Source organism: Burkholderia sp. Ac-20345 (assembly GCF_017104825.1).
In the GTDB taxonomy this organism is placed as follows: Bacteria; Pseudomonadota; Gammaproteobacteria; order Burkholderiales; family Burkholderiaceae; genus Burkholderia; species Burkholderia lata_B.
The window spans coordinates 66,495-92,239 of sequence record NZ_JAAGPO010000008.1 but is presented as its reverse complement, the minus strand read 5'-3'; the positions used below and the strand labels follow the sequence as shown (position 1 = coordinate 92,239).

20 protein-coding genes are annotated in these 25,745 nt (G+C 67.1%); 10 read left to right on the top strand and 10 right to left on the bottom strand.

Translation table 11 applies throughout. The features are described 5' to 3' along the window. The first annotated feature begins 377 nt into the window (after positions 1–377). The 3 genes from G3O06_RS05995 to G3O06_RS05985 all read left to right on the top strand — a co-directional run bounded on the left by G3O06_RS05995 (position 378) and on the right by G3O06_RS05985 (position 4,755). Positions 378–1,832, top strand: a complete 1,455-nt coding sequence (locus tag G3O06_RS05995; RefSeq protein WP_205815395.1) for an MmgE/PrpD family protein — start codon at positions 378–380, stop codon at positions 1,830–1,832. 765 nt (positions 1,833–2,597) lie between these two features. Then, positions 2,598–3,707 (top strand): porin, encoded by a 1,110-nt coding sequence (locus G3O06_RS05990; RefSeq protein WP_205815394.1) that lies wholly within the window; start codon positions 2,598–2,600, stop codon positions 3,705–3,707. Positions 3,708–3,840: 133 nt separating this feature from the next. Next, entirely contained in the window at positions 3,841–4,755 is a 915-nt protein-coding gene (locus G3O06_RS05985; protein WP_205815393.1) for an alpha/beta hydrolase, read from the top strand. Positions 4,756–4,783: 28 nt separating this feature from the next. Here the strand turns inward: G3O06_RS05985 and G3O06_RS05980 are convergent, their stop codons facing one another. Both G3O06_RS05980 and G3O06_RS05975 read right to left on the bottom strand, forming a co-directional pair. Then, positions 4,784–5,461, bottom strand: a complete 678-nt coding sequence (locus tag G3O06_RS05980; RefSeq protein WP_346779488.1) for a TetR/AcrR family transcriptional regulator — start codon at positions 5,459–5,461, stop codon at positions 4,784–4,786. Between the two features lie 145 nt (positions 5,462–5,606). Next, positions 5,607–5,921 (bottom strand): hypothetical protein, encoded by a 315-nt coding sequence (locus tag G3O06_RS05975; RefSeq protein WP_205815392.1) that lies wholly within the window; start codon positions 5,919–5,921, stop codon positions 5,607–5,609. Between G3O06_RS05975 and G3O06_RS05970 the strand changes: the two genes are divergently transcribed. Beyond that, positions 5,916–6,827, top strand: coding sequence for an alpha/beta hydrolase (locus G3O06_RS05970; protein WP_205815391.1), 912 nt, complete (start codon positions 5,916–5,918; stop codon positions 6,825–6,827). The genes G3O06_RS05975 and G3O06_RS05970 overlap by 6 nt on opposite strands. A gap of 40 nt (positions 6,828–6,867) precedes the next feature. Here the strand turns inward: G3O06_RS05970 and G3O06_RS05965 are convergent, their stop codons facing one another. The 7 genes from G3O06_RS05965 to G3O06_RS05935 all read right to left on the bottom strand — a co-directional run bounded on the left by G3O06_RS05965 (position 6,868) and on the right by G3O06_RS05935 (position 16,665). Further along, the gene (locus G3O06_RS05965) at positions 6,868–7,281 is read right to left on the bottom strand and encodes an SgcJ/EcaC family oxidoreductase (protein WP_174967034.1); all 414 of its coding nucleotides are present in this window, start codon (positions 7,279–7,281) and stop codon (positions 6,868–6,870) included. 112 nt (positions 7,282–7,393) lie between these two features. Then, positions 7,394–8,182, bottom strand: coding sequence for an IclR family transcriptional regulator (locus G3O06_RS05960; protein ID WP_174933286.1), 789 nt, complete (start codon positions 8,180–8,182; stop codon positions 7,394–7,396). A 7-nt stretch (positions 8,183–8,189) separates the two neighbouring features. Then, on the bottom strand, positions 8,190–9,152 hold the full coding sequence (locus G3O06_RS05955) for a helix-turn-helix domain-containing protein (RefSeq protein ID WP_241019540.1): 963 nt from the start codon (positions 9,150–9,152) through the stop codon (positions 8,190–8,192). A gap of 639 nt (positions 9,153–9,791) precedes the next feature. Continuing rightward, complete coding sequence (locus G3O06_RS05950; protein ID WP_174967238.1) at positions 9,792–10,850, bottom strand: LLM class flavin-dependent oxidoreductase; 1,059 nt, start codon at positions 10,848–10,850, stop codon at positions 9,792–9,794. A gap of 614 nt (positions 10,851–11,464) precedes the next feature. Continuing rightward, positions 11,465–14,983 carry a pyruvate carboxylase gene (locus G3O06_RS05945; protein ID WP_205815390.1) on the bottom strand — a complete coding sequence of 1,173 codons (3,519 nt, stop codon included), beginning with the start codon at positions 14,981–14,983 and terminating at the stop codon, positions 11,465–11,467. Between the two features lie 306 nt (positions 14,984–15,289). After that, positions 15,290–15,493 carry a hypothetical protein gene (locus G3O06_RS05940; RefSeq protein WP_205815389.1) on the bottom strand — a complete coding sequence of 68 codons (204 nt, stop codon included), beginning with the start codon at positions 15,491–15,493 and terminating at the stop codon, positions 15,290–15,292. A gap of 20 nt (positions 15,494–15,513) precedes the next feature. Further along, entirely contained in the window at positions 15,514–16,665 is a 1,152-nt protein-coding gene (locus G3O06_RS05935; protein WP_205815388.1) for an acyl-CoA dehydrogenase family protein, read from the bottom strand. Between the two features lie 242 nt (positions 16,666–16,907). Here G3O06_RS05935 and G3O06_RS05930 point away from each other — a divergent pair, with 242 nt between their 5' ends. The 6 genes from G3O06_RS05930 (at position 16,908) to G3O06_RS05905 (ending at position 24,612) form a co-directional block, all read left to right on the top strand. After that, entirely contained in the window at positions 16,908–17,783 is an 876-nt protein-coding gene (locus G3O06_RS05930) for a MaoC family dehydratase (RefSeq protein WP_205815387.1), read from the top strand. 24 nt (positions 17,784–17,807) lie between these two features. Further along, positions 17,808–18,557, top strand: coding sequence for a 3-oxoacyl-ACP reductase FabG (fabG, locus tag G3O06_RS05925; protein ID WP_174967038.1), 750 nt, complete (start codon positions 17,808–17,810; stop codon positions 18,555–18,557). Positions 18,558–18,649: 92 nt separating this feature from the next. Continuing rightward, positions 18,650–19,855, top strand: a complete 1,206-nt coding sequence (locus G3O06_RS05920) for an acetyl-CoA C-acetyltransferase (RefSeq protein WP_174996700.1) — start codon at positions 18,650–18,652, stop codon at positions 19,853–19,855. A 15-nt stretch (positions 19,856–19,870) separates the two neighbouring features. Beyond that, a complete protein-coding gene (locus G3O06_RS05915; protein ID WP_174967040.1) occupies positions 19,871–21,823 on the top strand; it encodes an AMP-binding protein in 1,953 nt (650 codons plus the stop codon). A gap of 158 nt (positions 21,824–21,981) precedes the next feature. Further along, on the top strand, positions 21,982–23,163 hold the full coding sequence (locus tag G3O06_RS05910; RefSeq protein WP_174967041.1) for a CoA transferase: 1,182 nt from the start codon (positions 21,982–21,984) through the stop codon (positions 23,161–23,163). A 465-nt stretch (positions 23,164–23,628) separates the two neighbouring features. Continuing rightward, positions 23,629–24,612, top strand: a complete 984-nt coding sequence (locus tag G3O06_RS05905) for a LysR family transcriptional regulator (protein WP_205815386.1) — start codon at positions 23,629–23,631, stop codon at positions 24,610–24,612. 37 nt (positions 24,613–24,649) lie between these two features. On the opposite strand, the gene G3O06_RS05900 is transcribed toward G3O06_RS05905, so the two are convergent. After that, a complete protein-coding gene (locus tag G3O06_RS05900) occupies positions 24,650–25,429 on the bottom strand; it encodes an enoyl-CoA hydratase/isomerase family protein (RefSeq protein WP_205815385.1) in 780 nt (259 codons plus the stop codon). Positions 25,430–25,745: the final 316 nt, after the last annotated feature.

The following is a 25,745-nucleotide window of genomic DNA, read 5'->3' as shown; positions in this document are numbered from 1 at the left end:
GTCGATCGATTCCTGACCGAACTCGCTCTCGTATTGCATGCGTGGCCCGGAATCGTGTTGAAGCGGCGGCGCTCATGCATCGAGCCCGCCGGAGGAAGAAATCCGTGTTGAAACGCAACGCCCGGAGCAATGCGAGAGCGCGTCGCCGTATTGCTTTACCTAACAAACAGTAGTTATTCTATTTTCCCGCGGCGTATTTCCCATCAGGGAATCCCCGTAGCCCGCACGTTGCACTGCACGAAATTTTCGAAGGATGGAACGCTTTGAATACGGGCATTGCGAACGGCGACGCACACGCGACTAAATGATCCGAGCAAACGCACGACGCGCTGCGATCGCATCGCGCCTCACCGCTTCTCCCACAGGACCACCGCACCATGCCTGACACCATCATCCAGCAGCTCGCGGACTTCACCGCCGGCACCCGTTACGATCAGCTCCCCGCCCCCGTCGTCGATGCGTGCAAGCGCATCCTGCTCGACTCGATCGGCTGCGCGGTTGCCGCCGTCGACGAACCGAAGGGGCGCATCGGCATCGACTATGCGCGGCTGACGGGCGGCCACGGCGACGCGACCATCATCGGCACCGGCGAGCGCGTGTCGATGTCCGGCGCGGCATTCGCGAACGGCGAACTCATCAACGCGCTCGACATGGATGCCGTCGTGCCGCCCGGCCATGTGACGCCGTATGTGCTGCCCGGCGCGCTCGCCGTCGCGGAGACGTCGCACGCGAGCGGCCGGGCGCTGATCGAGGCGATCGCGCTGTCGCACGAAATGTCGTACCGGATCGGCAAGGCGATGGATTACCTGCGCGACACGCGCGACGGCAAGGTGGCGCCGCCGCCCGTGTACGGCTACAGCAGCACCGTATTCGGCGCGACCGCCGCGATCGTCAGGCTGAAGGCGCTGGCGCCCGCCGTGCTGCCGAACGCGCTCGGCATCGCCGGCAGCATTGCGCCGGTGAATTCGCAGGTCGCATGGTTTCAGCACGCCCCGAGCTCGACGATCAAGTACCTGCTTGCGGGCGCGCTCACGCAGGCGGCGATGACGGCCGCGCACATGGCCGAACTCGGCCATCGCGGCGACACGCAGATCCTCGACGATCGCGAGTACGGCTTCCCGCGCTTCATCGGCACGCAACGCTGGGAGCCGCAGCACATCACCGACGCGCTGGGCACCGACTGGCGCTTTCCGTCCGAACAGGCGTTCAAACCCTACCCGCATTGCCGCATTCTTCACGCACTGCTCGACGGCCTCACTGAAATCGTCGAAACGAACGACATCGCGCCGCATGAAATCACCGGCATCAAGGCGTGGGTCGAAGGTTTCGTCGAGCAGCCCGTGTGGCTCAACCGGAACATCGAACACGTTCACGATGCGCAGTTCAGCATCGCGCACGGCCTCGCGCTCGGCGCGCATCGGCCGCCGCCCGGCAAGGCATGGCAGGATCCCGCGCTCGTCTTCGGGCCGTCCGTGATGGCGCTGATGGACAAGGTCACGCACGAGGTGCATCCGAACTACGTCGAACTGCTGTCCGGCCACGCCGCCAGCCGGCCGGCGAAGATCGAAGTGTCCGCGCGCGGCCGGACGTTCGTCGACGAGCGGCGTTACCCGAAAGGCAGCCCGTCGCCCGACCCGGCGAGCCTGATGACCGACGACGAGCTGATCGCGAAGTTCCGCCGCAATGTCGAGGACGTGCTGCCCGCCGGCCGGATCGACGATGTGATCGACGCGGTCTTCACGCTCGAGCGTGCGGACGACGTCGCATCGATCATGCGCATGCTCGGCCCCGATTCCGGCCGGGACGGCGCGCGGGCACGATCGGCCGGCTGAGCGTACGCCTTTGCCGTTCCGGCATTTCGTAACACCAGGCCCATGCTGCCGATGAGCCGCGTGGGCCAGCCGCACGAAGTCGCCAACCTCAGCGCGACCCTGGCGTCGCCGGCCGCCCTTTCCGGGGTGGCCATTCCACTTGCGCGTTCGATATGCGCAGCGCGCCTGTCGCGTTGCGCTCTTCGATTCCGCCTCGCCTCGCGCGGATAGATCGGCATCTTTCGCACGTCGCTCCCGCAAGACGCCGTCCGGCACCTTCCTCATCGACACCGCGAACAGGGCACTTGTCGTGCCCGAACTCGTCCGTACGATCCGCGCAAGAAATATTCGGCAACACATTTTCGACCCGGATTCATGCCATGAATCCGATCAAGGCGCATTCGTCAGAATGTGTCGTTCCGTTCGACGAAACGCGACAACACGTCGTCACGCTCGACTGCTCTCGAACGACATTGATCAAACCCCGCCTCCATCATCGATGCCGGATAAAAATTACTACGCATGGCGAATTATTTTCCATATTTTTCCGTGTCGATCATGAACTGAAGTACGGAACACGTCGACTCATGCGTTCGATCAGACGCGAATCCGATGCGGGTTAGACCCAATGGAGATTCAATGTTCCGACATTCACTCTACCGAACGTTAGATTAAATCCCACGCGGTCCCGGCCACCGCCGCCGGAGGCTTGTACACGGTTCGAGGCAGCACCGATTGCACCAGAAGCGACTCCCTTCCAGTCACCCATTAGATTCGGATACCGAAATGAATGTTCGCCCCTTGCCCGGCCGCCTCAAGAAAAAGACGATCCTCGTGCTTGGCATCTCGATCCTGCCGGCCTGGACCTGGGCGCAAAGCAGCGTCACGCTCTACGGCACGCTGGATACGGGCTTCCTGTACACCAGCAAGACGCGCAATGCGGCGACCGGCGGCAACGGCGGCAAGCAGTTCGGGCTGATCAACGGCGGGCTGGAACCATCCAATTTCGGCCTGCTCGGGCAGGAAGACCTCGGCGGCGGGATGAAGCTGACCTTCAAGATGGAAAACGGCTTCAGCGTGGCCAACGGCGGCTACGACAACAGCAACGGCAACTTCTTCGGGCGGCAGGCGTGGATCGCACTCAACGGCCGCTACGGCGAACTGAAGGCCGGCGTGCAGTATTCGCCGTTCGTGCTCGCGATCTACGAATCCGACCCGCGCAACGCCGGGCAGTTCGGCACCGCGTTCTCGGTCTATGCCGACCAGACGTTCGTGGGCACGTTCAATCCCAACGCGATCACCTATACGAGCCCGCAGATCGCGGGCTTTTCCGCCCACGCGATGGTTGCGCCCGGCGGCGTCGCGGGTGACTTTCGCGCGGGGCAGCAATATTCGGTCGCCCTGCGCTACGCGTATCGCGGGCTCTTCATCAACGCGGCAATGTACGACTCGAGTTCGGGCAGGAGCACCCCGACGCTCACGACGTTCCAGCAGCCGTTCCTCGGGCGCATGATCGGCGCGGGCTACAGCTTCGGCCCGATCACGGTGAAGGGGTCGTTCACCAGCTACAAGGTGCCCACGACGATCGTCGGCGACGCCGTGAACGGCGGCACCAACAACGTGTGGAATCTCGGCTTCGACTACTACCCGGTTCCGCAGGTCGATATCAACTCGGGCGTGTGGTACATCCGCGACCCGCACGACTCGAACAATCGCTCGATCATGGGCGCACTGACGACCCGGTATTTCCTGTCGAAAGCGACGTCGCTGTACTGGGAAATCGGTGCGGCGAACAACCGCGGCACCGAGAAAACCGGGCTGTCGATCGACAACGCGATGTTCGGCGCGCGGGGCACGACCATCGGCAGCATCGTCGGGATCAACAAGAAGTTCTGATCAAGCGCAATTCGACCGGAGTACGGAACGTTTCGTCGATCCCGATTGACCCCGCTGCATGCGGCCGCGACCTTATGCGCATACAGGTGGATTTCAGCGCGGCGCGGCATCGCAACGCGGGAAGCAACGGATCATGAACACTTCGACGACGACGGGAACACGCGCGGCTTGCCTGACCGGCACGCCGCGTACGTGGCAGACCAGGGACGGCATTCAACTGGCGGGCAGTGCATGGGGCGACCCCGATGGCACGCCCGTCATCCTGCTGCACGGCAGCGGGCAGACGCGCCACGCGTGGGCCGGCATGGCCCGCTCGCTCGGCGCGGCGGGCTTTCATGCGATCGCGTTCGATGCACGGGGCCACGGGGATTCGGGCTGGTCGCTGACCGCCAACTACAGCCAGGGCGCGATGATCCGCGATCTCGAACGGGTGGTCGCCACGCTCGACGGCCGGCGGCCGATCCTCGTCGGCGCGGGGCTGGGCGGCGGCACGGCCCTGCTCGCCGTCGGCGAAGGGTATCTCGACGCGCAGGCGCTCGTGCTGGTGAACATCACGCCGCACATCGAACCCGACGGTGCGTCACGCCTGCATTCGTTCATGCGGCAGCCCGCGGAAGGCTTCGAGTCGCCCGACGAAGCGGCCGACGCGATCCGCCGCTATCGTTCGCTTCCGGCTCATGCGCTGTCGCAGGAAAGCGTGACCCGCAGCCTGCGCTACGACGACGGCAAATACCGGTGGCATTGGGACCCGCTCTTTCTCGCGTGGCCGCGCGACCTGACGCGCCGCCACGCACGCTTTTCGGCGAGCGCCCGCCGCCTGAAGCTGCCGACTTTGCTCGTGCGCGGCGAAGCGTCGGAGATCGTCAGCGAGCAAGGCGCGCGCGAATTCCTGAAGCTGTGCCCGCACGCCGAATATGCGGATGTGCAGGATGCCGGGCACACGGTCGCGGGAGAACACTACGACCTGTTCGCCCATGTCGTGCTGCGTTTTCTTGCGCGCCAGGCCGCGCACGACCCGGCCATGCTGCTGATGAACGCGGCCGCCTGACAGGGCGGCCGCTACCGCTGGCGCGAAGTCAGGATGCGGCGAGTTCCGTCTTGCGGCTGCCGCGCCGCGTTTTCGCGGCGGGCGCCTTCGCGGCAGGCGTTTTCGTGGCCGGTTGTACGCCTTCGAAGAACATCCTGACGAGCTGATCCGCGACATGGTCGAGCGACCCTTTCTTCGGATCGAACCAGGTCTGGACCGAGTTGATGCAGCCGAGCACGAAGACGCGGCACAGCGCGTCGTCGACGTCTTCGCGCAGCCACCCTTCGGCGCGCAGGTCGTCGAACACCGCGGTCCACAGCTGCTGATGCCGCTCGCGCCGCTTGACCTGACGCTCCCGCACCTTGTCGGGCAGCTGGGTCAGGAGCCGGCTGTGCGCGAGCGCGTAGTCGCCGAACTTGATCAGCGCGCTCATCTGCCCGATCAGCGCCGCCTTGAAGCGCGCGTCGGCCGTCGCACCGGGCGGCAGCGCGGCGAAGTGCTCGTTGATGTGCTGCACGATGCTCTCCGCACCATGCTCCATCACGACGTCCACCAGCTCTTCCTTCGACGAGAAGTGATAGTAGATGCTGGCCGCCTCGATCCCCGCCTGGTCCGCGATGAAACGCATCGTCGTCGCTGCATAGCCCTGCGTCGCAAAGGAACGCGCGGCGAGCCGCAACAAGGTTTCCCGCGTATCCGCGCTGGGATTTACATTTTTCTTACGCACGTTCGTGTATCAGCCGTCTGTTATCAAGCATCTAGATGAATGAGGAAACCGCGTGCCGCGTCGGCGGAACCGGGGCCTGCGGCGGCGCGCGCCGTTTTCCCGCGATACTGCCTGATCCTCTTGCCCACCGCCATCCGGTACAAAACTAATGTTCGAGAGGGTAGCCGAATTTCACCAGGCGGACCAGCGCATCGGGTTGCCGTCGGCCGGCTCGCCGGGCGCGCGTCGTCATCGCCACGATTGCCTGAATCTCCTGCTCGAAGCGGAAACGCTCGACGTCTCGCGCGACGTCACCCTCGACATGCGCGCCGGGCCACATGCCGCGCGCGGCGTCACTGTACGAAACGGCGCGCTTGCGCACGTTGACACTCACAACCGCACCGGCGAAGTTTGAAGCATCGCCGGGCTGCCCGATCCGCCCGCCTTTCCTCTTCAGCCGCCCGTCGTCACGCCCATGCATCCATCGACCACCCCGTTCACCCCCGCCCCGACGAAATCCGGCAGCCGGCTTCCCGGCACCCCCGATCCGATGCACCTGTGGCAAGGCACGGACGGCGTGCGGCTCGCCGGCGATACGTGGGGGCACCCGGACGCGCCACCGGTCATCCTGCTGCACGGCGGCGGCCAGACGCGCCACGCATGGGGCGGCACGGGCGAACGTCTGGCCGACGCCGGCTACTACGCGCTCGCGTACGACGCGCGAGGACACGGCGACTCGGACTGGAGCGCCGACGGCGACTACGACCAGGATGCGTTCGTCCGCGACCTGCGCCAGATCGTCGCCACGCTCGGCGGACGTCGCCCCGCGCTGATCGGCGCATCGCTCGGCGGCGGCACGAGCCTCGTCGCGATCGGCGAGCGCCAGGTCGATGCGCGCGCGCTGATTCTCGTTGACATCGTGCCGTACACCGAGCCGGCCGGCGTCGCGCGCATCCGCACCTTCATGGCGCAGAACGCCGACGGGTTCGGCTCGCTCGACGAAGTCGCCGATGCGATCGGCCGCTACCGCTCGAACCGCACGCGCCCGGGCAATCCGGCCGGCCTGTCGAAGAACGTCCGGCTCGGCGACGACGGCCGCTATCACTGGCACTGGGACCCGCGGTTCCTGGCCCGCACGATCGACCTGCCGGCGCGTCACGCCCGCTTCTCGGCCTGCGCACGCAACCTGACGCTGCCCGCGCTGCTGGTGCGCGGCGGCAGTTCGGACGTGGTCAGCGAAGCAGGCGTGCGCGAATTTCTCGACCTCTGCCCGCACGCGGAATACGTGAACGTCGCCGCCGCGGGCCACATGGTCGCCGGCGATCGCAACGACGTGTTCGGCGAGGCCGCCGAGGCGTTCCTGATGCGTCACGTTAGCGCCGCTTGAGTCCCGGCCGATGCGGCACGCGCCGCATCGGCGATGCACGTCAGATCGGCGGCGTCTCCGGCGACGCCGAGAAATGATGCTGGCGGATCTTCCATTCGCCCGCCTGCGACGCGATCACGAGCGTCGTGCGCAACCGCGAGCGCGACGTGTTGCCGTCGCCGAGCACGAACGCGAATTCGCCATAGCCTTGCGCGAGAAAGCAGTCGTCGCCGAACCGGATGAAGTGTTGCTCCACCAGTTCCAGCGTCGCCGACCGGATCACGCCGGCGTACGACGCGAAGTACGCGTGTATCGCGTCAGGCCCGGTCGAGTGGCCAGGACGCCCGCCGAAGAACAAGGCGTCGGCCGTGTAGACCCCGGCCAGCGCGTCCGGATTCCAGTCTTGCGCAGCCGCGTTCCACGCGGCCTGCACGATCGCCAGCGCAGGGCCGGGAACGTCGTTCACTCCAACCATCGTCCACTTCTCCTCGTTTCGGAAACACCGAATACGTCAAAGTAACTACCATTAGTTAGATGATTGCGCACCGTTGCGGATGCCGCCGGTGCACGACCTCATGACATGCGCATCAAGGCTCGCAGTCGATATCGCTCAGGATCACGGACAGCGTTTCCGCCGCCGTCTTCAGTTCGGGCGCGACGCGCTGGCGGATCGCCGCCATGTCCGGCTCCAGTTCCACCGCGCCGCAATTCAGCGCCATCAGCGTGCGGGTACGGCCGACCACGATCGGCACCGCGACGCCATACGCATTGCGCTGATATTCGCCCACCGACATGCAGACGCCCGTCTGGCGCAGATCCTCGAACGCCGCCTCGAGGTTCTCGCGCACCGTGCCTGCATCGTCGCCGGCCGCTTCGAGCAGCGCGGCGATCAGCGGCTCGCGCATCGCATCCGGCAGCGCGTACAGATATGCGCGCCCGACCGCGGTCGACGCCATCGGCAACAGCGAACCGACGCCCAGCCGCAGCGTGGCGATCCGGGCGCTCGCGCGCCATGCGATGTACACCATGTCGAGTCGATGCGGGACGGCCAGCGCCACCGACAGGTTCAGCTTGTCGGCGAGCTTCTGCATCACCGGCGTGACGAGACGCGTGACGGGATTCGCTTCGAGATACGCATGGCCGATGCTCAATGCACCGGCGCTGAGTTCGAACTGGCGCCCGCCGCCCACCCGGCGTAGATAGCCGATCGAGATCAGCGTCGTCGTCAGGCGCGACACCGTGGCTTTTGGAAGACCGGTGCGCCGCACCAGCTCCGCGTTGGACAACGGCGCGCGGGCCGCACGAAATGCGTGGAGCACTTCGAGCCCGCGTTCGACGGTCAGCGTGACGCCCTGTTGCTTGTCGGTGGTATTCATGTTCGCGTCAGTCGATCACGACTGCCTGCTCCTGCAAGTGCTGCGCGGCCGCGACGAGCCTCGGCCCGAGTTCCCGTTCGACCCGCGCGCGCCCCAGCCGCGCGCTGCGGCCGATGCAGGCCAGCACGAGCGGCGTGTGATCCTGGACGACCAGCGGCACAGCGAGAATCGTCAGGTCCGGCTCCCATTCGCCGAGCGACATGCAGTAGCCGACGTTGTGCACCTGGGAAATGCCTTCGCTGATGCGGCGGCGCAGATTGGGCCAGTCGCGCCCGGTCTTGCGTTCGATGTTGCCGAGCAGGTAGAAGCGCTCGAGCTCCGGCAGTGCCGCCAGCAGCGCCCAGCCCATCGGCGACGACGCGATGCGCAGCCGCGTGCCCGCGTGCAGCTTGAGATCGACCGATGCGGGCTTGCCCGCGCACGTTTCCAGCACGATCACGTCGAGACGGTCGCGCGTGCCGAGCATCACATAGGTTTCGTTCGCGTTCGCGAACGCCTGCATTTCGAGGCGGGCGAGCAGTTGAACGTTGGAATGCGCGATCGCTGCATAGCCGAGCGACAGCACGGGTGCCGCCAGCCGGTACTTGCGGCGCTGTGGCGAATAGTGAAGGTAGCCGAGCGCGACGAGCGAGCGCACCATCCGCGACACCGTCGGGGCCGGGATGCCCGTTTCGCTCACGAGCTCCTGGTTGCCGAGCCACGGCGCGTGCGGCGAAAACGCGGCCAGGATCGCGAGGCTGCGCGCGAGCGGCACGACCATCGCGCGGGACGCGTGCCCGCCGTCCTGGCTCTCGCCGTCTCCGATCGACGCGTCGTGCCAATTCGCGTCTTCCTGCGCTGACATGCGCGGCGCTGCCCGGGTTGCCTGCGGCGACATCGATTGCTCCATTTGTCTCGATTCGGCTCTGAAAGCGGCCATGAACTGCGTGTACCGGTTGCCCGCGACGTGCAGCCATCCGATGTCTTGCATTACACGAGCCAACGGGAGTCGAGTCAAATTGCAGCGACGATATGTTCCGTACTTTGGAATATCGGCGGAAACGGTGATAGCGGGCTTTGGGTAAAGGATCGGGCGTGGGCGATCTGTTCGAGACGGAGCGCATGCGCCGAACGCAATCGAAGTACGGAACATGACACCGATTCCGTCGGTGCCGGCAATCGATCGACGCCCTTTCGCGTTACGCGGTTGGTTGAGCCCGCTCGCGCGATGGCAACACGTGCAACGAGGTATCCGCGGATGCCCGATCGGATCGGCTACGTACCCCGGACGGGACGAATCAGGTCGGCCTTCCGATGACGACAGCGGAGCGCATGACGTGTTGACCGTGTTTGAAATAGTCGTGTCACCCGGCTTCGCTCGGACGGCGTCGACGACGAATCCGCGCGCCTTGTCGAGCAGGGAGACGGGTATCCGGCAACCGCGTCGACACCCGCCTGCATTTGATCCGGCCCGTTCGCGCGCTGGCCCGCGAGCGATGCATACCAGACGCCCGGTCAGTCGATGGCCACCGCGACCGACTCGCGCGACAGGACGTGGTACGGCGCGAATGATGAAATCGATGCGATCCGGCGCGGTGTTCGCTCCGCTGCCGCGCCTACGCGCCGCCGCTCAGGCCGCCGCCGGTTCACGCCGATCGGCGGGGCGCCAGCCGAGTGCCGGTGCGATACGCGTCACGACATCATCGAGGATCTGCAGATAGTTCTCGAATGGCAGGTCGTAAGGCAACTCGACGCGCAGTTCCCGCACCTGCCCGACCACCGGATCGGCGAGCAGCCGCTCCAGGATTTCGTCCGAGGTGCCGACGAGATCCGGCGCGTACAGCGTGCGTCGCTCGCCCTGTGGCGCAAGCGTGCGGGCATGACGCGCGTCGGCGAACTGGCGATAGCGTTCGCGCTCTTTCGCGCTCGCGCCGTCGGTTGGGACGATCACACGCCCCAGCGAGATACGCGGTGCGTGGGCTTCATGCCAATGGTCGCGATACAGCTCCAGTTGCCGCAACTGGGCGTCGAGATGACTGTCGGTGCCCTCGCCCGTGGTCACGTTGGCGATCAGCAGGTTGAATCCGTTCCGGCCGGCCCATTCGGCCGAGCGCCTGGAACCTCCGCCGTACCAGAGCCGCCCCGTCAAGCCGGGTGCAAAGGGGCTCACGCGCGGCCTGACCTTGCCCGCGGCCGATTCCACGAACGTATCTTCGTCACCGAGCCAGTCGCCGGCGAGATTGCGGCGCAGCCGGGCCAGGCGCGCATGCGAGAAGTCGACAAGCTCCGGATCGGTGTCGAACAGGCGTTCGCCCAGCAGCGCCCCGTGAATCGGCGCGCCCGCACTGAGTCCGACATTGAGCCGCCCGCGCGAGAGCACGTCGACGGTGGCGAGATCCTCGGCCAGCCGAAACGGATTCTCGTAGCCCATCTGGATGACCGCCGTGCCCAATTCGATCCGGGTCGTGCGCTGGCTCGCCGCCGCGAGAAACGTGGTAGCTGACGAGACGGCGCGCTCGAGATGACGTTGCCGTATCCAGGCACCGTCGTAGCCGAGCGCTTCGCCCGCGCGGAACAGGTCGAGCGCCCGCTCGAATCCCTCCGCTGCGTCTTCGCCGGGGTAATTTCCCGCTGTCAGGAAGGCAATCTGATCAATGCGTACGTTGCTCACTTTCGTATCCTTCGTCATCGGTCGAAAATCGAAAGGAAATGAGACATCGAACTCGACCTCGCGAAAGGCCGGGCTCACCGGATTAAAGCTGTCGTGAAGAAGTGTCGAACGGGCAGGCAATTTCACATGCGTCTTCGATTATGGAGAACGCACGACTGCCCCGTTGCAGTCATTTCTTCTATGGATATGACGCACGCATCAAAACGGATAGCGCGCGCACAAATAATGGAATTCGCGATGGATGCAGGGGTGGCCGCACAGATGCGGACAACCGGATAAGCGGAGCGCCCGGTTCCCTGGCTGGCGATCGTGCCGACAAAGCCATCGAGACCGTGATGAAGAGAACGCGATGGACGCACTCAACGACGTTCAACGCGAAGGTGCGCTTGCAGCGGTTAAAGACGAGCGGGCGCTGGCCAGCCGCCGTGACTGGAGCAAAAGCGCGGTAACAGCTCCACGCGGGAGCCGTTACCACCTGGCTTGAGAGAAAGGAACCGATCGAGGTGCCCGGCCCATGTCGCTACGTGCCGGCACCGCTCACCCGGCCATTCGGGCATGCGTCACCGATCCGCGCAGCAGCGCACGCCCCCCTTGCACGACATCAGCCAAATTCATCGTGCAGTCGGCACACCTCAGTCCCCTCCCTTCAACTCGATCAGCAGATCCTTCGCCGCAACCCGCTCGCCGGGCTTCACATGCACGGCCGCGATTTCGCAGTCGCGCTCCGCCGCGATATGCGTTTCCATCTTCATCGCCTCCAGCGCGATCAGCGTCGTGCCGGCCGTCACGCGCTGCCCCGGCTGCACGGCCACCGTCACCACCGAGCCCGGCATCGGCGCGGCAATATGCAGCGGATTGCCCGGATCGGCGCGCTGCAGCCCGTGGCGCTCCTTGCCCGCGTGCACGACCGTCTTCTGCTCGACCAGCGCCGAGCGCGACTGGCCGTTCAGCTCGAACAGCACCTTCACGATGCCGTCCTGCGCATCCGCGTGCTGGCCCTGCAGCGATACCAGCAGCGTCTTGCCCGGCGAGATGTCGATCGCCACCTCCTCCTGCGGCTGCAGCCCGTACAGGAACGCGGGCGTCGGCACCACCGACGTGTCGCTGTATGCGCGAACGTGCGCGTAGTAGTCGACGGTCTGCTTCGGATACATCAGGTACGACGCCAGTTGCCGATCGTCGAGCGGCTGCTCGCAAGCGGCCTCGGCCTGCGCGCGCGCCGCGTCGAGATCGACCGGCGGAATCTGGTCGCCCGGGCGGTACGGCGCCGGCGGCTCGCCTTTGATCACCTTGCGCGACAGCGCCGCCGGAAAGCCGTCCGGTGGGAAGCCCAGCTCGCCCTTGAACAGCGACACGACCGACTCGGGGAACGCGATGTCCTTGTCCGGGTTGCGCACGTCGTCCACGCCGAGATCGTTCGCGACCATCATCAGCGCGAGGTCGCCGACCACCTTCGACGTCGGCGTGACCTTCACGATGTCGCCGAACAGCCGGTTCACGTCCGCATAGGCACGCGACACCTCGGTCCAGCGATGATCGATGCCGAGCGAGCGCGCCTGCTCGCGCAGGTTCGTGTACTGGCCGCCGGGCATCTCGTGGCGATAGACGTCGGCCGTGCCCGCGCGGATCTCGGATTCGAACGGCGCGTAGTAGCGGCGCACGCCCTCCCAGTACATCGACGCTTCGTGCAGACGGTCGGCATTCAGGCCAGGATCGCGCTCGCTACCGGCCAGCGCCGCCGCGATGCTCGACAGGTTCGGCTGCGACGTGAGGCCGCTCATCGCGTCGAGCGCGCCGTCCACCGCGTCGCAGCCGGCTTCGACCGCCGCGAGCACCGACGCCGCGGCGATGCCGCTCGTGTCGTGCGTGTGGAAATGCACGGGCAGCCCGGTTTCCTCCTTCAGCGCCTTCACGAGCGTCGCGACGGCCTGCGGGCGGCAGATGCCGGCCATGTCCTTGATGCCGAGCACATGCACGCCGGCCTGCTGCAGTTCGCGCGCGATGCCGACGTAGTACTTGAGGTCGTACTTCGAGCGCGACGTGTCGAACAGGTCGCCGGTGTAGCAGATCGCGCCTTCGCACAGCATCCCGCTCTCGCCCACCGCATCGATCGCCACGCGCATGTTGCGCACCCAGTTCAGCGAATCGAACACGCGGAACACGTCGACGCCCGCGCTCGCGGCCTGCTGCACGAAGAAGCGCACGACGTTGTCCGCGTAGTTCGTATAGCCGACCGCGTTCGAGCCGCGCAGCAGCATCTGGAACAGGATGTTCGGCACGCGTTCGCGCAGCAGCGCGAGCCGCTCCCATGGGTCTTCCTTCAGGAACCGCAGCGCGACGTCGAAGGTCGCGCCGCCCCAGCATTCGAGCGAGAACAGCTGCGGCAGCTCGCGTGCATAGAACGGCGCGATCGGCAGCATGTCGGCCGTGCGCATGCGCGTCGCGAACAGCGACTGGTGCGCATCGCGCATCGTCGTGTCGGTCAGCAGCACCTGCTTCTGGTCGAGCATCCAGCGCGCGAATTTCTCCGGGCCCAGCTCACGCAGGCGATCGCGCGTGCCGGCCGGGATCGCCGCCGCCGTATCGATCTTCGGCAGCACCGGCTTCTGCAGCGGCAGCGCCGGCAGCGTGCGGCCGCTCATCTCGGCATTGCCGTTCACGTTCAGCTCGCCGAGATAGCGCAGCAGCTTCGTCGCGCGGTCGCCGCGCTTCGCGAATTCGAGCAGTTCAGGGGTCCTGTCGATAAAGCGCGTCGTCACCTCACCCGCGATGAACGCCGGATGGTTGATCACGTTCTCGAGGAACTGCAGGTTCGACGTGACGCCGCGAATCCGGAACTCGCGCAGCGCGCGATCCATCCGGTGAATCGATTCGGCCGCGGTCGGCGCCCACGTCGTCACCTTCACGAGCAGCGAGTCGTAGTACGGCGTGATCACCGCGCCGCCGTAGGCCGTGCCTGCATCGAGCCGCACGCCGAAGCCCGCCGCGCTGCGATACGCGGTGAGCCGCCCGTAATCGGGCAGGAAGTCGTTCTCCGGATCCTCGGTCGTGATCCGGCATTGCAGCGCGTTGCCGTTCAGCGGAATCGCGTGCTGTTCCGGCACGCCGGCCGCGCGCGCGACGATCGTGCCGTCGCCATCGATTGCATCCTCCGCCAGCCCGATCCGCCCGCCTTCGGTGATGCGGATCTGCGCCTTCACGATGTCGATGCCGGTAATCATCTCGGTCACCGTGTGCTCGACCTGGATGCGCGGGTTCACCTCGATGAAGTAGAACTGGCCGGTGTCCGCATCCATCAGGAACTCGACGGTGCCCGCATGCGTATAGCCGACCGCGCGCATCAGGCGCAGCGCGGACTCGCACAGCGCTCGCCGGCCGTCGCGATCGAGGTACGGCGCCGGCGCGCGTTCGACCACCTTCTGGTTACGCCGCTGCACCGTGCAGTCGCGCTCGTACAGGTGCACGACCGTGCCGTGCGTATCGCCGAGCACCTGCACCTCGACGTGGCGCGCATTGCGCACGAGCTTCTCGACATACACCTCGTCGTTGCCGAACGCGGCCAGCGCCTCGCGCCGGGCGACGGGCAGCAGCGTCTCGAGGTCGCGCTCGTTCTCGAGCACGCGCATCCCGCGTCCGCCGCCGCCCCAGCTCGCCTTCAGCATCAGCGGATAGCCGACTTCTTCGGCCAGCGCCTTGCATACGGCAAGATCGTCCGGCAGCGGCGCCGTCGCGGGCATCACCGGCACGCCTGCGGCGATCGCCGCGTTGCGCGCGGCCACCTTGTTGCCGAGCGTGCGCATCACGTCCGGCGACGGGCCGATCCAGCGGATGCCGGCATCGATCACGGCCTGCGCGAACCCGGGGTTCTCGGACAGGAAGCCGTAGCCGGGGTGGATCGCGTCGACGTTGGCCTGCCGCGCGACGCGCAGGATGTCGTCGATGTCGAGATACGCGGCGAGCGGCTTCTTGCCCTCGCCGATCAGGTAGCTCTCGTCCGCCTTGAAGCGATGCAGCGCCAGGCGGTCTTCCTTCGAATAGATCGCCACCGTGCGGATGTTCAGCTCGGCGGCGGCACGCATCACGCGAATCGAGATTTCCGAGCGGTTCGCGATCAGGATGGACTGGATGGGGGTTGGAGTCACGGCAGCCATGAATCGTTGAAGGTTGAATGAAACCTGTCGACGCGATCCATCCGCCGCCAGATCGAGTTGCCGGTCGGTGCGCGGAGCGCGCCGGCGTTCGTTCGCTTTGCATCGGGCCCGCTTGCGGCCACCTGCATTGTTGTCACACTTTCGGGCCGCCGCAATCGGCGTCGCGACGGCGAATGGTATTCAGACGACCGGCCGCGAGCCGGCGCGCGGGCGCGTGGGCCCGCTGGCCGGTGCCCGGCCGATGGGCGGCGAAACGGGCGGGAAAGCGTGCGACGAATAAAGGGCCTGAAACGGGCCCGATGGGGATCAGTCGCGATGATCGAAGTGCGGCGCGTGATCCATCCAGTCGTAGTGGGCGCTGCTGGTCGCCCACGCCCAGTTCACCTCGACGCGCCGCGTACCGTTCGCACCCGATGCCTCGGGCGCGTGCCGGCCGTCCGCCGCATGGTCGTCCGGCGCGCGCGATGCACCGCACCGCCGCGCGTCGTTGCCGGTTCCGAAGCCGCTCACCGCATCAGTGCCCCGGCGCATCATTGTGCGTCGCGGATCATGTTGCGGGCGATCACCAGCTGCTGGATCTGGGTCGTGCCTTCGTAGATGCGGAACAGCCGCACGTCGCGATAGAACCGCTCGATGCCGTATTCGGCCATGTAGCCCGCGCCGCCGAAAATCTGTACCGCGCGATCGGCCACGCGCCCGCACATCTCGGACGCGAACAGCTTCGCGCACGACGCCTCGGTGCTCACCGGCAGCTTCGCGTCGCGCCGGCGCGCGGCGTCCACCACCATGCAGCGCGCCGCATAGATTTCGGCCTTGCTGTCGGCGAGCATCGCCTGCACGAGCTGAAAATCGGCGATGGGCTTGCCGAACTGCTTGCGCTCCATCGCATACGACAACGCCATCGACAGCATGCGCTCGGCCACGGCCACGCAGACCGCGGCGATGTGGATACGCCCCTTGTCGAGCACCTTCATCGCCGTCTTGAAACCCTGGCCCTCTTTCCCGCCGATCAGGTTGGCCACCGGCACGCGCACGTTGTCGAAGATCACGTCGCAGGTGTGCGCGCCCTTCTGCCCCATTTTCTTGTCGCGCTTGCCGAAGCTGATGCCCGGCGTCTTCGCGTCGACGATGAACGCCGAGATGCCGCCCGAGCCCTTGTCCTCCGGATTGGTGCGCGCCATCAGCGTGAAGATGCCCGCATGCGGCGCATTCGTGATGAAGCGCTTGGTGCCGTTGACCACGTAGTCGTCGCCGTCCCGGATGGCCGTGGTGCGCAGCGACGCCGCGTCGGAGCCGGACTCCGGCTCGGTCAGCGCGAACGACGCGATCAGCTCGCCGGTCGCGAGGCGCGGCAGGTAGCGCTCCTGCTGCTCGGGCGTGCCGTCGAACAGGATGCCCTGCGAACCGATACCCACGGTGGTGCCCAGCAGCGAACGAAACACGGGCGACGCCTGGCACAGCTCGAACACCGCGAGCACCTCTTCCTCCATCGTCAGTTCCAGCCCGCCGAAGCGCTCCGGAATGGTGAGGCCGAACAGGCCCATCGCCTTCATGTCGGCGACGATGTCCTCGGGAATTTCGTCGGTTTCGGCCACCTGCTCCTCGTTGGGCACGAGACGCTCGCGCACGAAGCGGGCAATGGAGTCGAGCAGGCCGTTGAGCGTTTCTTGATCGCGAATCATGTCGGTACGCCTGAAAAAAGGTGAAGAAAACGTCGAAATGCTGCGCCGAGCGCCGGCACGAAACAATTGCGCCGCCGGAAACGTTCCGGGAAATGAAATCGCGTCGCCAAGGCGGGGATTGGGGCCGGCGACCCTGGGGGCCGGGCATCTGCCAAGGTACGGAACAAACTTCGCGGATGCGTTGACCGGCGATCGGCACGGTTCCATCGTAGGGACTCGAATCAACCGCCACGCCATTCACCATGCCGCTCCAGCCCGATCACCTGCTGTCCCGCCGCTTTCCGCCCATCGAGCATGCGTACTCGCTGCACGATACCCAGCTCTACGCACTCGGCCTCGGGCTCGGCGCCGATCCGCTCGACGTCGGGCAATTGCGCTACGTGTACGAAGGCAAGGAAGGCGAGTCGCTGCGCGCGCTGCCGACGATGGCGAACGTGCTCGCGTACCCGGGCTTCTGGGCACGCGAACCGGACACCGGCATCACCTGGCAAAAGCTGCTGCACGCCGAACAGGAAATCCGGATTCACGCGCCGCTGCCGGCGAGCGGCCGCGTCACGGGCACGACGCGCATCTCCGGCCTGTGGGACAAGGGCGAAAACAAGGGTGCGTTCCTGCAGCAGACGCGCGACATCACGGATGCCGATACCGGCCGCCTGCTCGCGACCGTGGTGCAACTGAGCCTGTTGCGCGGCGACGGCGGTTTCGGCGAAGGCGGCAGCACCGACGCGCTGCCGACGCCGCACACGATGCCCGACGGCGCGCCCGACCACGTGTGCGAACTGGCCACGCCCGCGCAGCTGGCGCTGATCTATCGCCTGAGCGGCGACCTGAATCCGTTGCACGCCGATCCCGCGGTGGCATCCGCGGCCGGTTTTCCGCGCCCGATCCTGCACGGCATGGCGCTGATGGGCGTGGCCGCGCATGCGGTGCTGCGCACGGTGCTCGATTACGACAACACGCGCTTCGCGGGCATGCGCGTGCGCTTCACCGCGCCGGCGTGGCCCGGCGACACGCTGCGCACCGAAATGTGGGTGCGCGGTGAAACGGTTTCGCTGCGCGTCACGGCCGTGGAGCGCAACGTAGTGGTATTGACCAACGCGCGGGTCGACCTGCGCTGAATCGCAATTCTTCAGGAGACACACATGGATCTGGGTTTGACCGGCAAAGTCGCCATCGTCACCGGCTCGGCACGCGGCCTGGGCGCCGCCACGGCGCGCCGGCTCGCGCAGGAAGGCGCGAGCGTCGTCATCACCGACATCAACGCCGAGCTGGCGCAGGCCACCGCGAAGGCGCTGCAGGACGAAGGGCTGGCCGCGCACTGCATCGTGGGCGACATCACCCGCGAAGCCGACGTGCAGCGCCTCGTCGATGAAACCGTCGCGCATTTCGGCGGCGTGCACATCCTGGTGAACAACGCCGGCGCGCCGCGCGACAAGTACCTGGTGAAGATGAGCGCGGACGACTGGGATTTCGTGATGAACGTGATGCTCAAGGGCGCGTTCCTGGCCGCGCGGGCCGTCATGCCGCACTTCATCGAGCAGGGCTGGGGCCGGCTGATCAACATCAGCTCGCGCGCGCACCTGGGCAACCCGACGCAGGCCAACTACTCCGCCGCGAAAGCCGGCCTGATCGGCATGGCCAAGGCGCTGTCGATGGAAGAAGGCCGCTACGGCATCACCGCGAACTGCGTGGCGCCCGGCTTCATGGAAACGGAAATGGTGCAGGCGCTGCCGACCTACGAAACGATCAAGGAGCGCGCGGTGGCGGCCCAGCCGATCAAGCGCGTCGGCCGGCCGGACGACATCGCCGACGCGGTGGCGTTCCTCGCCAGCGAGCGCGCCGGCTTCATCAGCGGCGAAGTGCTGCACGTCACGGGCGGACGCTACGGCTGATCGCGCGACGGCGGACCACGAACAATAGCGGCCAGCGCGTGACAGACGCGCGATGGCGGCGGAACATTCATGACATTCAAGAGGCAATCCAGATGAAACGAGCAGCCATCGTCGCCCCGCTGCGCACCCCCGTCGGTGCGTTCGGCGGCGCGTTGAAGGGTATTCCCGTCGAGGAACTCGGCGCCACCGTCGCGCGCGCGGTCGTTGAGCGCACCGGGCTGGACCCCGCGCGCATCGACGACGTCGTGTTCGCGCAAAGCTACGCGAGCGGCGAGACGCCGTGCACCGGGCGCTGGGTCGCGCTGCAGGCCGGCTTCCCGATCGAAGTGGCCGGCATGCAGCTCGACCGCCGCTGCGGCGGCGGCGTGCAGGCGCTGGCCACCGCGGCGATGATGGTGCAGACCGGCGCGGCCGACGTCGTGATGGCCGGCGGCGTCGAAAGCATGAGCAACGTCGAGTTCTATACGACCGACATGCGCTGGGGCAAGCGCGCGGGCTCGGTCACGATGCACGACCGGCTCGATCGCGGCCGCGAGCGCTCGCAGCCGGAAAGCCGCTTCGGCCGCATCAGCGGCATGATCGAAACCGCCGAGACGCTGGCGCGCGAATACGACATCACGCGCGAAGCGTCCGACCGCTTCGCCGCGCGCAGCCACCAGCGCGCCGCCGCCGCGCAGCAGGCCGGGCATTTCGACGCGGAGATCGTCCCCGTCGCCGTGCCGCAGCGCAAGGGCGATGCGCTGATCGTCAGGCAGGACGAAGGCGTGCGCGGCGAAACCACGCTGGAAAGCCTCGCGAAGCTGCGCACGATCATGAAGGACGGCGTCGTCACGGCCGGCAACGCGTGCCAGCAGAACGATGCCGCGGCCGCATGCCTGATCGTCGCCGAGGACAAGCTCGACGAACTGGGCCTCACGCCGATCGGCTGGCTGGTCGGCTGGGCGGCCGCCGGCTGCGACCCGGCGCGCATGGGCATCGGCCCCGTGCCGGCCGTGCAGAAGGTGCTGGCGCGCACCGGCCTCACGTTCGACCAGATGGACCTGATCGAGCTGAACGAAGCGTTCGCGTGCCAGGCGCTGGCCTGCGTGAAGGGCTGGGGCAGCTCGATGGCCGCGCTGGAAGACAAGCTCAACGTGAACGGCTCGGGCATTTCGCTGGGCCACCCGGTGGGTGCGACGGGCGGGCGCATCATGACCACGCTGCTGCATGAAATGCAGCGCCGCCAGGCCCGCTACGGCCTGGAAACGATGTGCATCGGCGGCGGCCAGGGCATCGCGATGATCGTCGAACGGGCATAAGGCAGGAGACCAACCATGAGCAACCCTGAATCCGGCCAGACCTGGCAACCGGGCCAGCGCGAGCTGCAGAACGCCGGCATCGTGAAGCTGATGCGCGCGCTGGAGGTGCCGTCGTATGACGAACTGATGCGCGTGTCGATCGCCGAGCCCGAACGCTACTGGCAGACCGTGATGCGCGAATGCGCGATCGCATGGGACGTACCGCCGACCGGCTACGTCGACCTGTCGCGCGGCCCGCAGTTTCCGAGCTGGTTCCCCGGCGGCAGGCTCAACTGGGTCAACACGATCTACGCGTGGGCACGGCAGCCCGCCACGGCGCAGCAAAAGGCCGTGGTGGCCGAACGCGAGGACGGCGGCGTCAGCACGCTGACCTTCGCGGAACTGGAGCAGCGCGTGCAGGATTTCGCCGCGGGGCTCGTGCGCCACGGCGTCAAGCAGGGCGACCGCGTCGGCCTGCTGATGGAAAACGGCGTCGAAGCCACGATCTCGCTGCTGGCGATCGTGCATCTCGGCGCGCTGGTCGTGCCGCTGTTCAGCGGCTTCGGCGTCGACGCGATCGTCGCCCGCCTCTCCGCCGCCGAAGCGCGCATCGTGATCGCATCCACCGGCTTCTCGCGCCGCACCAAGCGCGTGGACGTGCAAGGCGCATTGCGCGACGCATGGCGCCAGTTGCCGCTGCTCGAACACGTGATCTGGAAGCGCGGCGAAGGCGACACCGCGCAGGACGCGCGCGACCTCGACTGGCAAGAAACCGCGGCCGCCGCACCGGAACAACGCAGCGCCGCCGTGTCGGTCACGCCCGACACGCCGTTCATGGTGATCTACACGTCGGGCACCACGGGCAAGCCCAAGGGCGTCGTGCATACGCACGGCAGCTTCCCGATCAAGATCGCGCACGATTCGCTGATCCACTTCGACGTGCAGCCCGGCGACGTCTATTGCTGGCCGGCGGACATGGGCTGGATCGCCGGCACGCTGGTGCTCGGCTGCGCGCTGCTGCGCGGCGCGACGCTGGTGTGCTACGACGGCGCGCCCGACTACCCCGACTGGTCGCGCATGTCGCGCGTGGTCGAACGTCATCGCGTCACGCACTTCGGCTCCGCGCCGACGCTGATCCGCGGGATGGCGAGCCACGAGGCACTCGCGCTCGCGGGCGACCGCTCCACCGTGCGGCTGCTGATCACGGCCGGCGAAGGCATCGCGCCCGAGCATTTCAACTGGTTCCTGCAGCGCTTCGGCGACGGCACGGCGCCCGTCATCAACTACACGGGCGGCACCGAGGCATCGGGCGCGCTGCTCGCGAGCGTGCCGATCCGGCCGATTCCGCCGAGCGGCTTCAACACCGTGTCGCCGGGCGTGGCGGCCGACGTCGTCAACGCGGACGGCCAGAGCGTGACCGGCGAAGTCGGCGAGCTGGCGATCCGCGCGCCGTTCGTCGGCATGACGCACTCGTTCTGGCGCGACGACGAGCGCTACCTGGAAACCTACTGGCAGACCATTCCGGGGATCTGGGTGCATGGCGACCTGGCGCTGCGCACGCCCGACGGCAACTACTTCATGATGGGCCGCTCCGACGACACGCTGAAGGTCGCCGGCAAGCGGCTCGGGCCGGCCGAGGTCGAGGAAGTCGTGCTGGAGTTGCATGACGTGGCCGAAGCGGCCGCGATCGGCGTGGCGGATGCCGACAAGGGCCAGAAACTGGTGGTCTTCATCGTGCCCAAGCCCGGCACGGCCGTCGCGGCCGCCGAGCTGGAAGCCGTCGTGTCCGGTCACGTCGACAAGCGGCTGGGCCGCCCGTTCCGGCCCGGCCACGTGCACGTGGTCGCGCAACTGCCGAAGACGCGCAGCTCCAAGATCATGCGCCGCGTGATCCGCAGCGTGTACTGCGGGCAGCCGCCGGGCGACCTGTCGTCGCTGGACAATCCCGCCGCGCTCGACGAAGTGCGCGCGGCCTCGACCGTCTGCTGATCCGCGCGACGTCCGGCTCCGGGCCCGCACTGGCCGCGCCCGGGCCGCCCCGCACCGGATCGAGCCATGCGATGCGTGCACTCGCATGAAGCGCAACCGGCCTGGCCGCCTGGCCGATCCCCGATCGTTCAGGCGGCCGACTTAACCGCAAACGAAACATGAAAGTACTCGAAGGCATCAAGGTCCTCGATTTCGGCCGCTTCATCGCCGGGCCGTTCTGCTCGGCGCTGCTCGCCGACTACGGCGCCGACGTCATCCGCATCGACCGCGTCGGCGGCGGCGAGGATCGCTTCATCGTGCCCGTCACCGAGCACGGCGAAGGCGCGCTGTTCCTGCAGGTCAACCGCAACAAGCGCTCGATGACGCTCGACCTCGACAGCCCGGAGGGGCGCGAGATCGTGCGCAAGCTCGTCGCCGATGCCGACGTGGTGATCGCCAACATGCCGCCGCGCACGCTGAAGAGCCTCGGCCTCGACTACGACAGCCTGTGCGCGATCAAGCCCGACGTGATCCTCGTCGCGTCCAATGCGTTCGGCAACAGCGAGGCGGTGCGCGACCGCGTGGGCTTCGACGGCGTGGGCCAGGCGCTGAGCGGCGCCGTGCACATCGCGGGCACGCCCGACCGGCCGCAGAAGGCGATGGTGCCGGTGGTGGACTTCGCGACCGCGTTTTCCTGCGCGCTCGGCGTCATGCTGGCGCTCTACGAACGCCAGCGCAGCGGCATGGGCCAGGAAGTCAGCGCGTCGCTGCTGTGCACGGGCCTGAACATGGCCAGCGGCGCGCTGATCGAGGAAGCGCTGCTCGGCCTCGATCGTCACGCAACGCTGAACCGCGCGTCCGGCTATGCGCCGTCCGACATCTTCAAGGCCGCCGACGGCTGGTTCATCACGCAGGTCATCGGCCGCCCGATGTTCAAGCGCTGGACGCAACTCGTGGGCCGGCCGGAGCTGCTCGACGATCCGCGCTTCGCCGACGATACGCTGCGCGGCGAGCACGGCGAATTCCTGAGCGACATCATGAGCGCATGGTGCGCGGACAAGACGCTGGCCGACGCGCTGGCCGATCTCGAAAAGGCGCGCATCCCGGCCAGCCCGGTCAACTCGCCGCGCCAGGCGCTGGAAGACGAAACCGTCAAGGCCGCCGACGTGATCCGCTGGATGGACTACCCCGGCGCACCGAAGCAGGTGCCGATCTTCGCGACGCCGGTGACGCTGTCGCGCACGCCGCCGGAAATCCATACGCGGCCGCCGCTGACCGGTGAGCATACGGATGAAATCCTGGCGGGGATTGGCCTCGATGCGGGGGCGGTTGCTGATTTGAGGGCGCGGAAGATCGTTTGAGCGGAGCGGCGCGCGGCGTCCTCGTCCTCGTCCTCGTCCTCGTCCTTGGCGATGGCGTTGGCGATGCGTGCGCGCCGGACGTTACGCGCCGGCTCGCCGCCGGACTGGCTGTGATCAACAGTCCGGCGTGCGGGCCTCCAACGGTTCTCTGGGTACTTTCTTCAACCGCGCCCTTCCGCCGCTTTCCCTCGCGGCCTTCTCCTGCCGCTTCCTCGCGTTTTCTCCCGCTGCTGCCACCTGCTGCCTCTTCGCGCCGCTTTCTCCCTCAGCTTTCCCCGCTCCCCGTTCCGTACGTCGCCACGGCACGGCCGCACGTACCGGCCTCTCGCGGTCGCCAAGTCGATCCCGACCATCCCGCTCTATCGTCACCGGCCGCCGCCGTCGCACGTCCGGCGCTCGATCAATATGGACGCCCGACAAGTACAATCCGCACTACCGTCGTAAGACAAACTTGACAATCGAACCATGGACCCGTCCCAGCTCCCTTCCCTCGCATGGTTCGTGCATATCGCCCACCATCTCAGCTTCACCCGGGCCGCGGCCGAGATGGGCGTGTCGCGTGCGGCGCTGTCGCAGAACCTGAAGGCGCTCGAGCAGCAGTTGAACGTGAAGCTGCTGTACCGGACGACGCGCGACATGTCGCTCACCGAGGACGGGCAACGGCTGTACGACACGCTGCGGCCGGCGTTCGGTTCGATCGAGCAGGCGATCAGCAGCCTCCACGAAGGCCGGCACGCGCCGTCGGGGCTGTTGCGCGTCAATACGTCCCGGATCGCCGCGCGACACCTGCTCGAGCCGCACCTCGGCGAATTCATGGCGCGCTACCCGCTTCTGCGGGTGGAGCTCGTGATGAACGACGGGCTGTCGAACATCATCGCCGACGGCTGCGATGCGGGTATCCGTCTCGGCGAAAGCCTGGCGGAACACATGGTCGCCGTGCCGATCACGCCGATGCTCGAAATGGCGGTGGCCGGCTCGCCCGACTACTTCGCGCGGCACGGCAAGCCGGCCTCGCCCGCCGACCTGATCGCGCACAACTGCCTGTGCTATCGCCAGACGACGAGCGGCGCCATCTATCGATGGGAGTTCACGTCGTCCGACATCGAGGGCCACGCATTCGAGGTCGAGCCGAAGGGCAGCGTAGTGACGAACGACGACGACGGAATGATTCGTGTCGCGCTGCAGGGCGTCGGCCTGATCCAGCACCAGGACATCGCGTTGCGCGAGCATCTGGCCGCCGGCACGCTGGTGCGCGTGCTCGACGCGTGGTGCAAGCCGTTTCCCGGCTACTACCTGTACACGCCGTCGCGTGAGCAGATGCCCGCGAAAGTGCGCGCGCTGATGGATTTCCTCGTCGAGAAACGCGAACACCTTGCCGCCGATAGAGCGATGCGTGCACCTCGTCCCGCCGCCCCGAAGCGCCGCAAGGCGCCGACGCGGCGCGCGTGAGCGACTGAGAATCGAGACGCAGCTCGCGCCGCCCGGTTCAGCCCGTGTTGCGCTGCGCGAACGCTTGTACTGACGCAACCAGCGTCGGCGATTCGGTGCGGTAGCGATACTGCATCCACCGCTCCATCGCCAGCCCGTCGTTCAGCGGCATCTCCAGCGCGCGGCGCGTCATCAGTTTCATCGCCGCCAGCGCATCGGCATCGATACGCGCGATCTCGGCGGCGAGTTGCATCGTCGCCGCATCGAGTTCGGCGCCGCTCACCGCCAGCGACGCGAGCCCCATCCGTTCCGCGTCGCGTCCCGTCATGCGCCGCCCCGTGACGAGGTAATACATCGCACGTGCGAGCCCGATCTTGCGCGGCAGGCACTGCGACCCGCCGCCACTCGGCAGCAGGTTGCGCTGCAGATGCGCGTCGCCGAGTTCCGCTTGCTCGTCGACGATCACGATGTCGGCGGCGAGCGCGAGTTCGAAGCCGCCGGCCACCGCATGGCCGTTGACCGACGCGATCACGATCTGCCGCGCGCCCTCCATCGCGGCGAACGTGTCCTGCATCAGGTCCTGGTGACGCATGTGCGCGGCAGGATCCGCAAGCACGCCGCTCGCGAGCCATTTCAGGTCGTTGCCCGCGCAAAACGCGCGGCCCGTACCGCGAATCACGATCACACGGATATCGCGCGCCGGATCGGCGGCCGTCCGCACGGCATCGTTCAGCGCCGCGAGCGTCGAGCCGTCGAGCGCATTCATCCGTTCGGGGCGATTCAGCGTGACGACGCGCACGCCGGGCTGCGTATCGTCGATCACGAGCGAGTGCGTCATCGGCCGGTACCTTGAAATGCACGGCGCGCGATGCGGGACCACGCTGCTTCGTTGCTCATGCTGTCTCCTTGTCGTACGGGCCGGCCCGTATCGGCTCGCGGTGTCGTGACACGCCGGCCCCTGCCCGCATTAAAGTCCCGCGCCGCCGATCTTCGCAACGCGGCACCCGTGTCGTTCCGCAGGTTGAAAGCGAAAGCGAGGCGGAATATCACGACGCGTTCCGAAGTACGAAACAGTGCAGACGAAAACGCTCGACAGGGGCACGCGGTGTGATGCAATCGAAGCCCAACGTACGGACAGCACCGGCCGCCCGTCT

What these genes read in the sequence shown, in the direction of transcription:
- G3O06_RS05995 (WP_205815395.1), top strand. Translation starts at nt 378, where the DNA reads ATGCCTGACACCATCATCCAGCAGCTCGCGGACTTCACCGCCGGCACC.
- G3O06_RS05990 (WP_205815394.1), top strand. Translation starts at nt 2,598, where the DNA reads ATGAATGTTCGCCCCTTGCCCGGCCGCCTCAAGAAAAAGACGATCCTC.
- G3O06_RS05985 (WP_205815393.1), top strand. Translation starts at nt 3,841, where the DNA reads ATGAACACTTCGACGACGACGGGAACACGCGCGGCTTGCCTGACCGGC.
- G3O06_RS05970 (WP_205815391.1), top strand. Translation starts at nt 5,916, where the DNA reads ATGCATCCATCGACCACCCCGTTCACCCCCGCCCCGACGAAATCCGGC.
- G3O06_RS05975 (WP_205815392.1), bottom strand. Translation starts at nt 5,921, where the DNA reads ATGCATGGGCGTGACGACGGGCGGCTGAAGAGGAAAGGCGGGCGGATC.
- G3O06_RS05965 (WP_174967034.1), bottom strand. Translation starts at nt 7,281, where the DNA reads ATGGTTGGAGTGAACGACGTTCCCGGCCCTGCGCTGGCGATCGTGCAG.
- G3O06_RS05960 (WP_174933286.1), bottom strand. Translation starts at nt 8,182, where the DNA reads ATGAATACCACCGACAAGCAACAGGGCGTCACGCTGACCGTCGAACGC.
- G3O06_RS05955 (WP_241019540.1), bottom strand. Translation starts at nt 9,152, where the DNA reads ATGCAAGACATCGGATGGCTGCACGTCGCGGGCAACCGGTACACGCAG.
- G3O06_RS05950 (WP_174967238.1), bottom strand. Translation starts at nt 10,850, where the DNA reads ATGACGAAGGATACGAAAGTGAGCAACGTACGCATTGATCAGATTGCC.
- G3O06_RS05945 (WP_205815390.1), bottom strand. Translation starts at nt 14,983, where the DNA reads ATGGCTGCCGTGACTCCAACCCCCATCCAGTCCATCCTGATCGCGAAC.
- G3O06_RS05935 (WP_205815388.1), bottom strand. Translation starts at nt 16,665, where the DNA reads ATGATTCGCGATCAAGAAACGCTCAACGGCCTGCTCGACTCCATTGCC.
- G3O06_RS05930 (WP_205815387.1), top strand. Translation starts at nt 16,908, where the DNA reads ATGCCGCTCCAGCCCGATCACCTGCTGTCCCGCCGCTTTCCGCCCATC.
- fabG (WP_174967038.1), top strand. Translation starts at nt 17,808, where the DNA reads ATGGATCTGGGTTTGACCGGCAAAGTCGCCATCGTCACCGGCTCGGCA.
- G3O06_RS05920 (WP_174996700.1), top strand. Translation starts at nt 18,650, where the DNA reads ATGAAACGAGCAGCCATCGTCGCCCCGCTGCGCACCCCCGTCGGTGCG.
- G3O06_RS05915 (WP_174967040.1), top strand. Translation starts at nt 19,871, where the DNA reads ATGAGCAACCCTGAATCCGGCCAGACCTGGCAACCGGGCCAGCGCGAG.
- G3O06_RS05910 (WP_174967041.1), top strand. Translation starts at nt 21,982, where the DNA reads ATGAAAGTACTCGAAGGCATCAAGGTCCTCGATTTCGGCCGCTTCATC.
- G3O06_RS05905 (WP_205815386.1), top strand. Translation starts at nt 23,629, where the DNA reads ATGGACCCGTCCCAGCTCCCTTCCCTCGCATGGTTCGTGCATATCGCC.
- G3O06_RS05900 (WP_205815385.1), bottom strand. Translation starts at nt 25,429, where the DNA reads ATGACGCACTCGCTCGTGATCGACGATACGCAGCCCGGCGTGCGCGTC.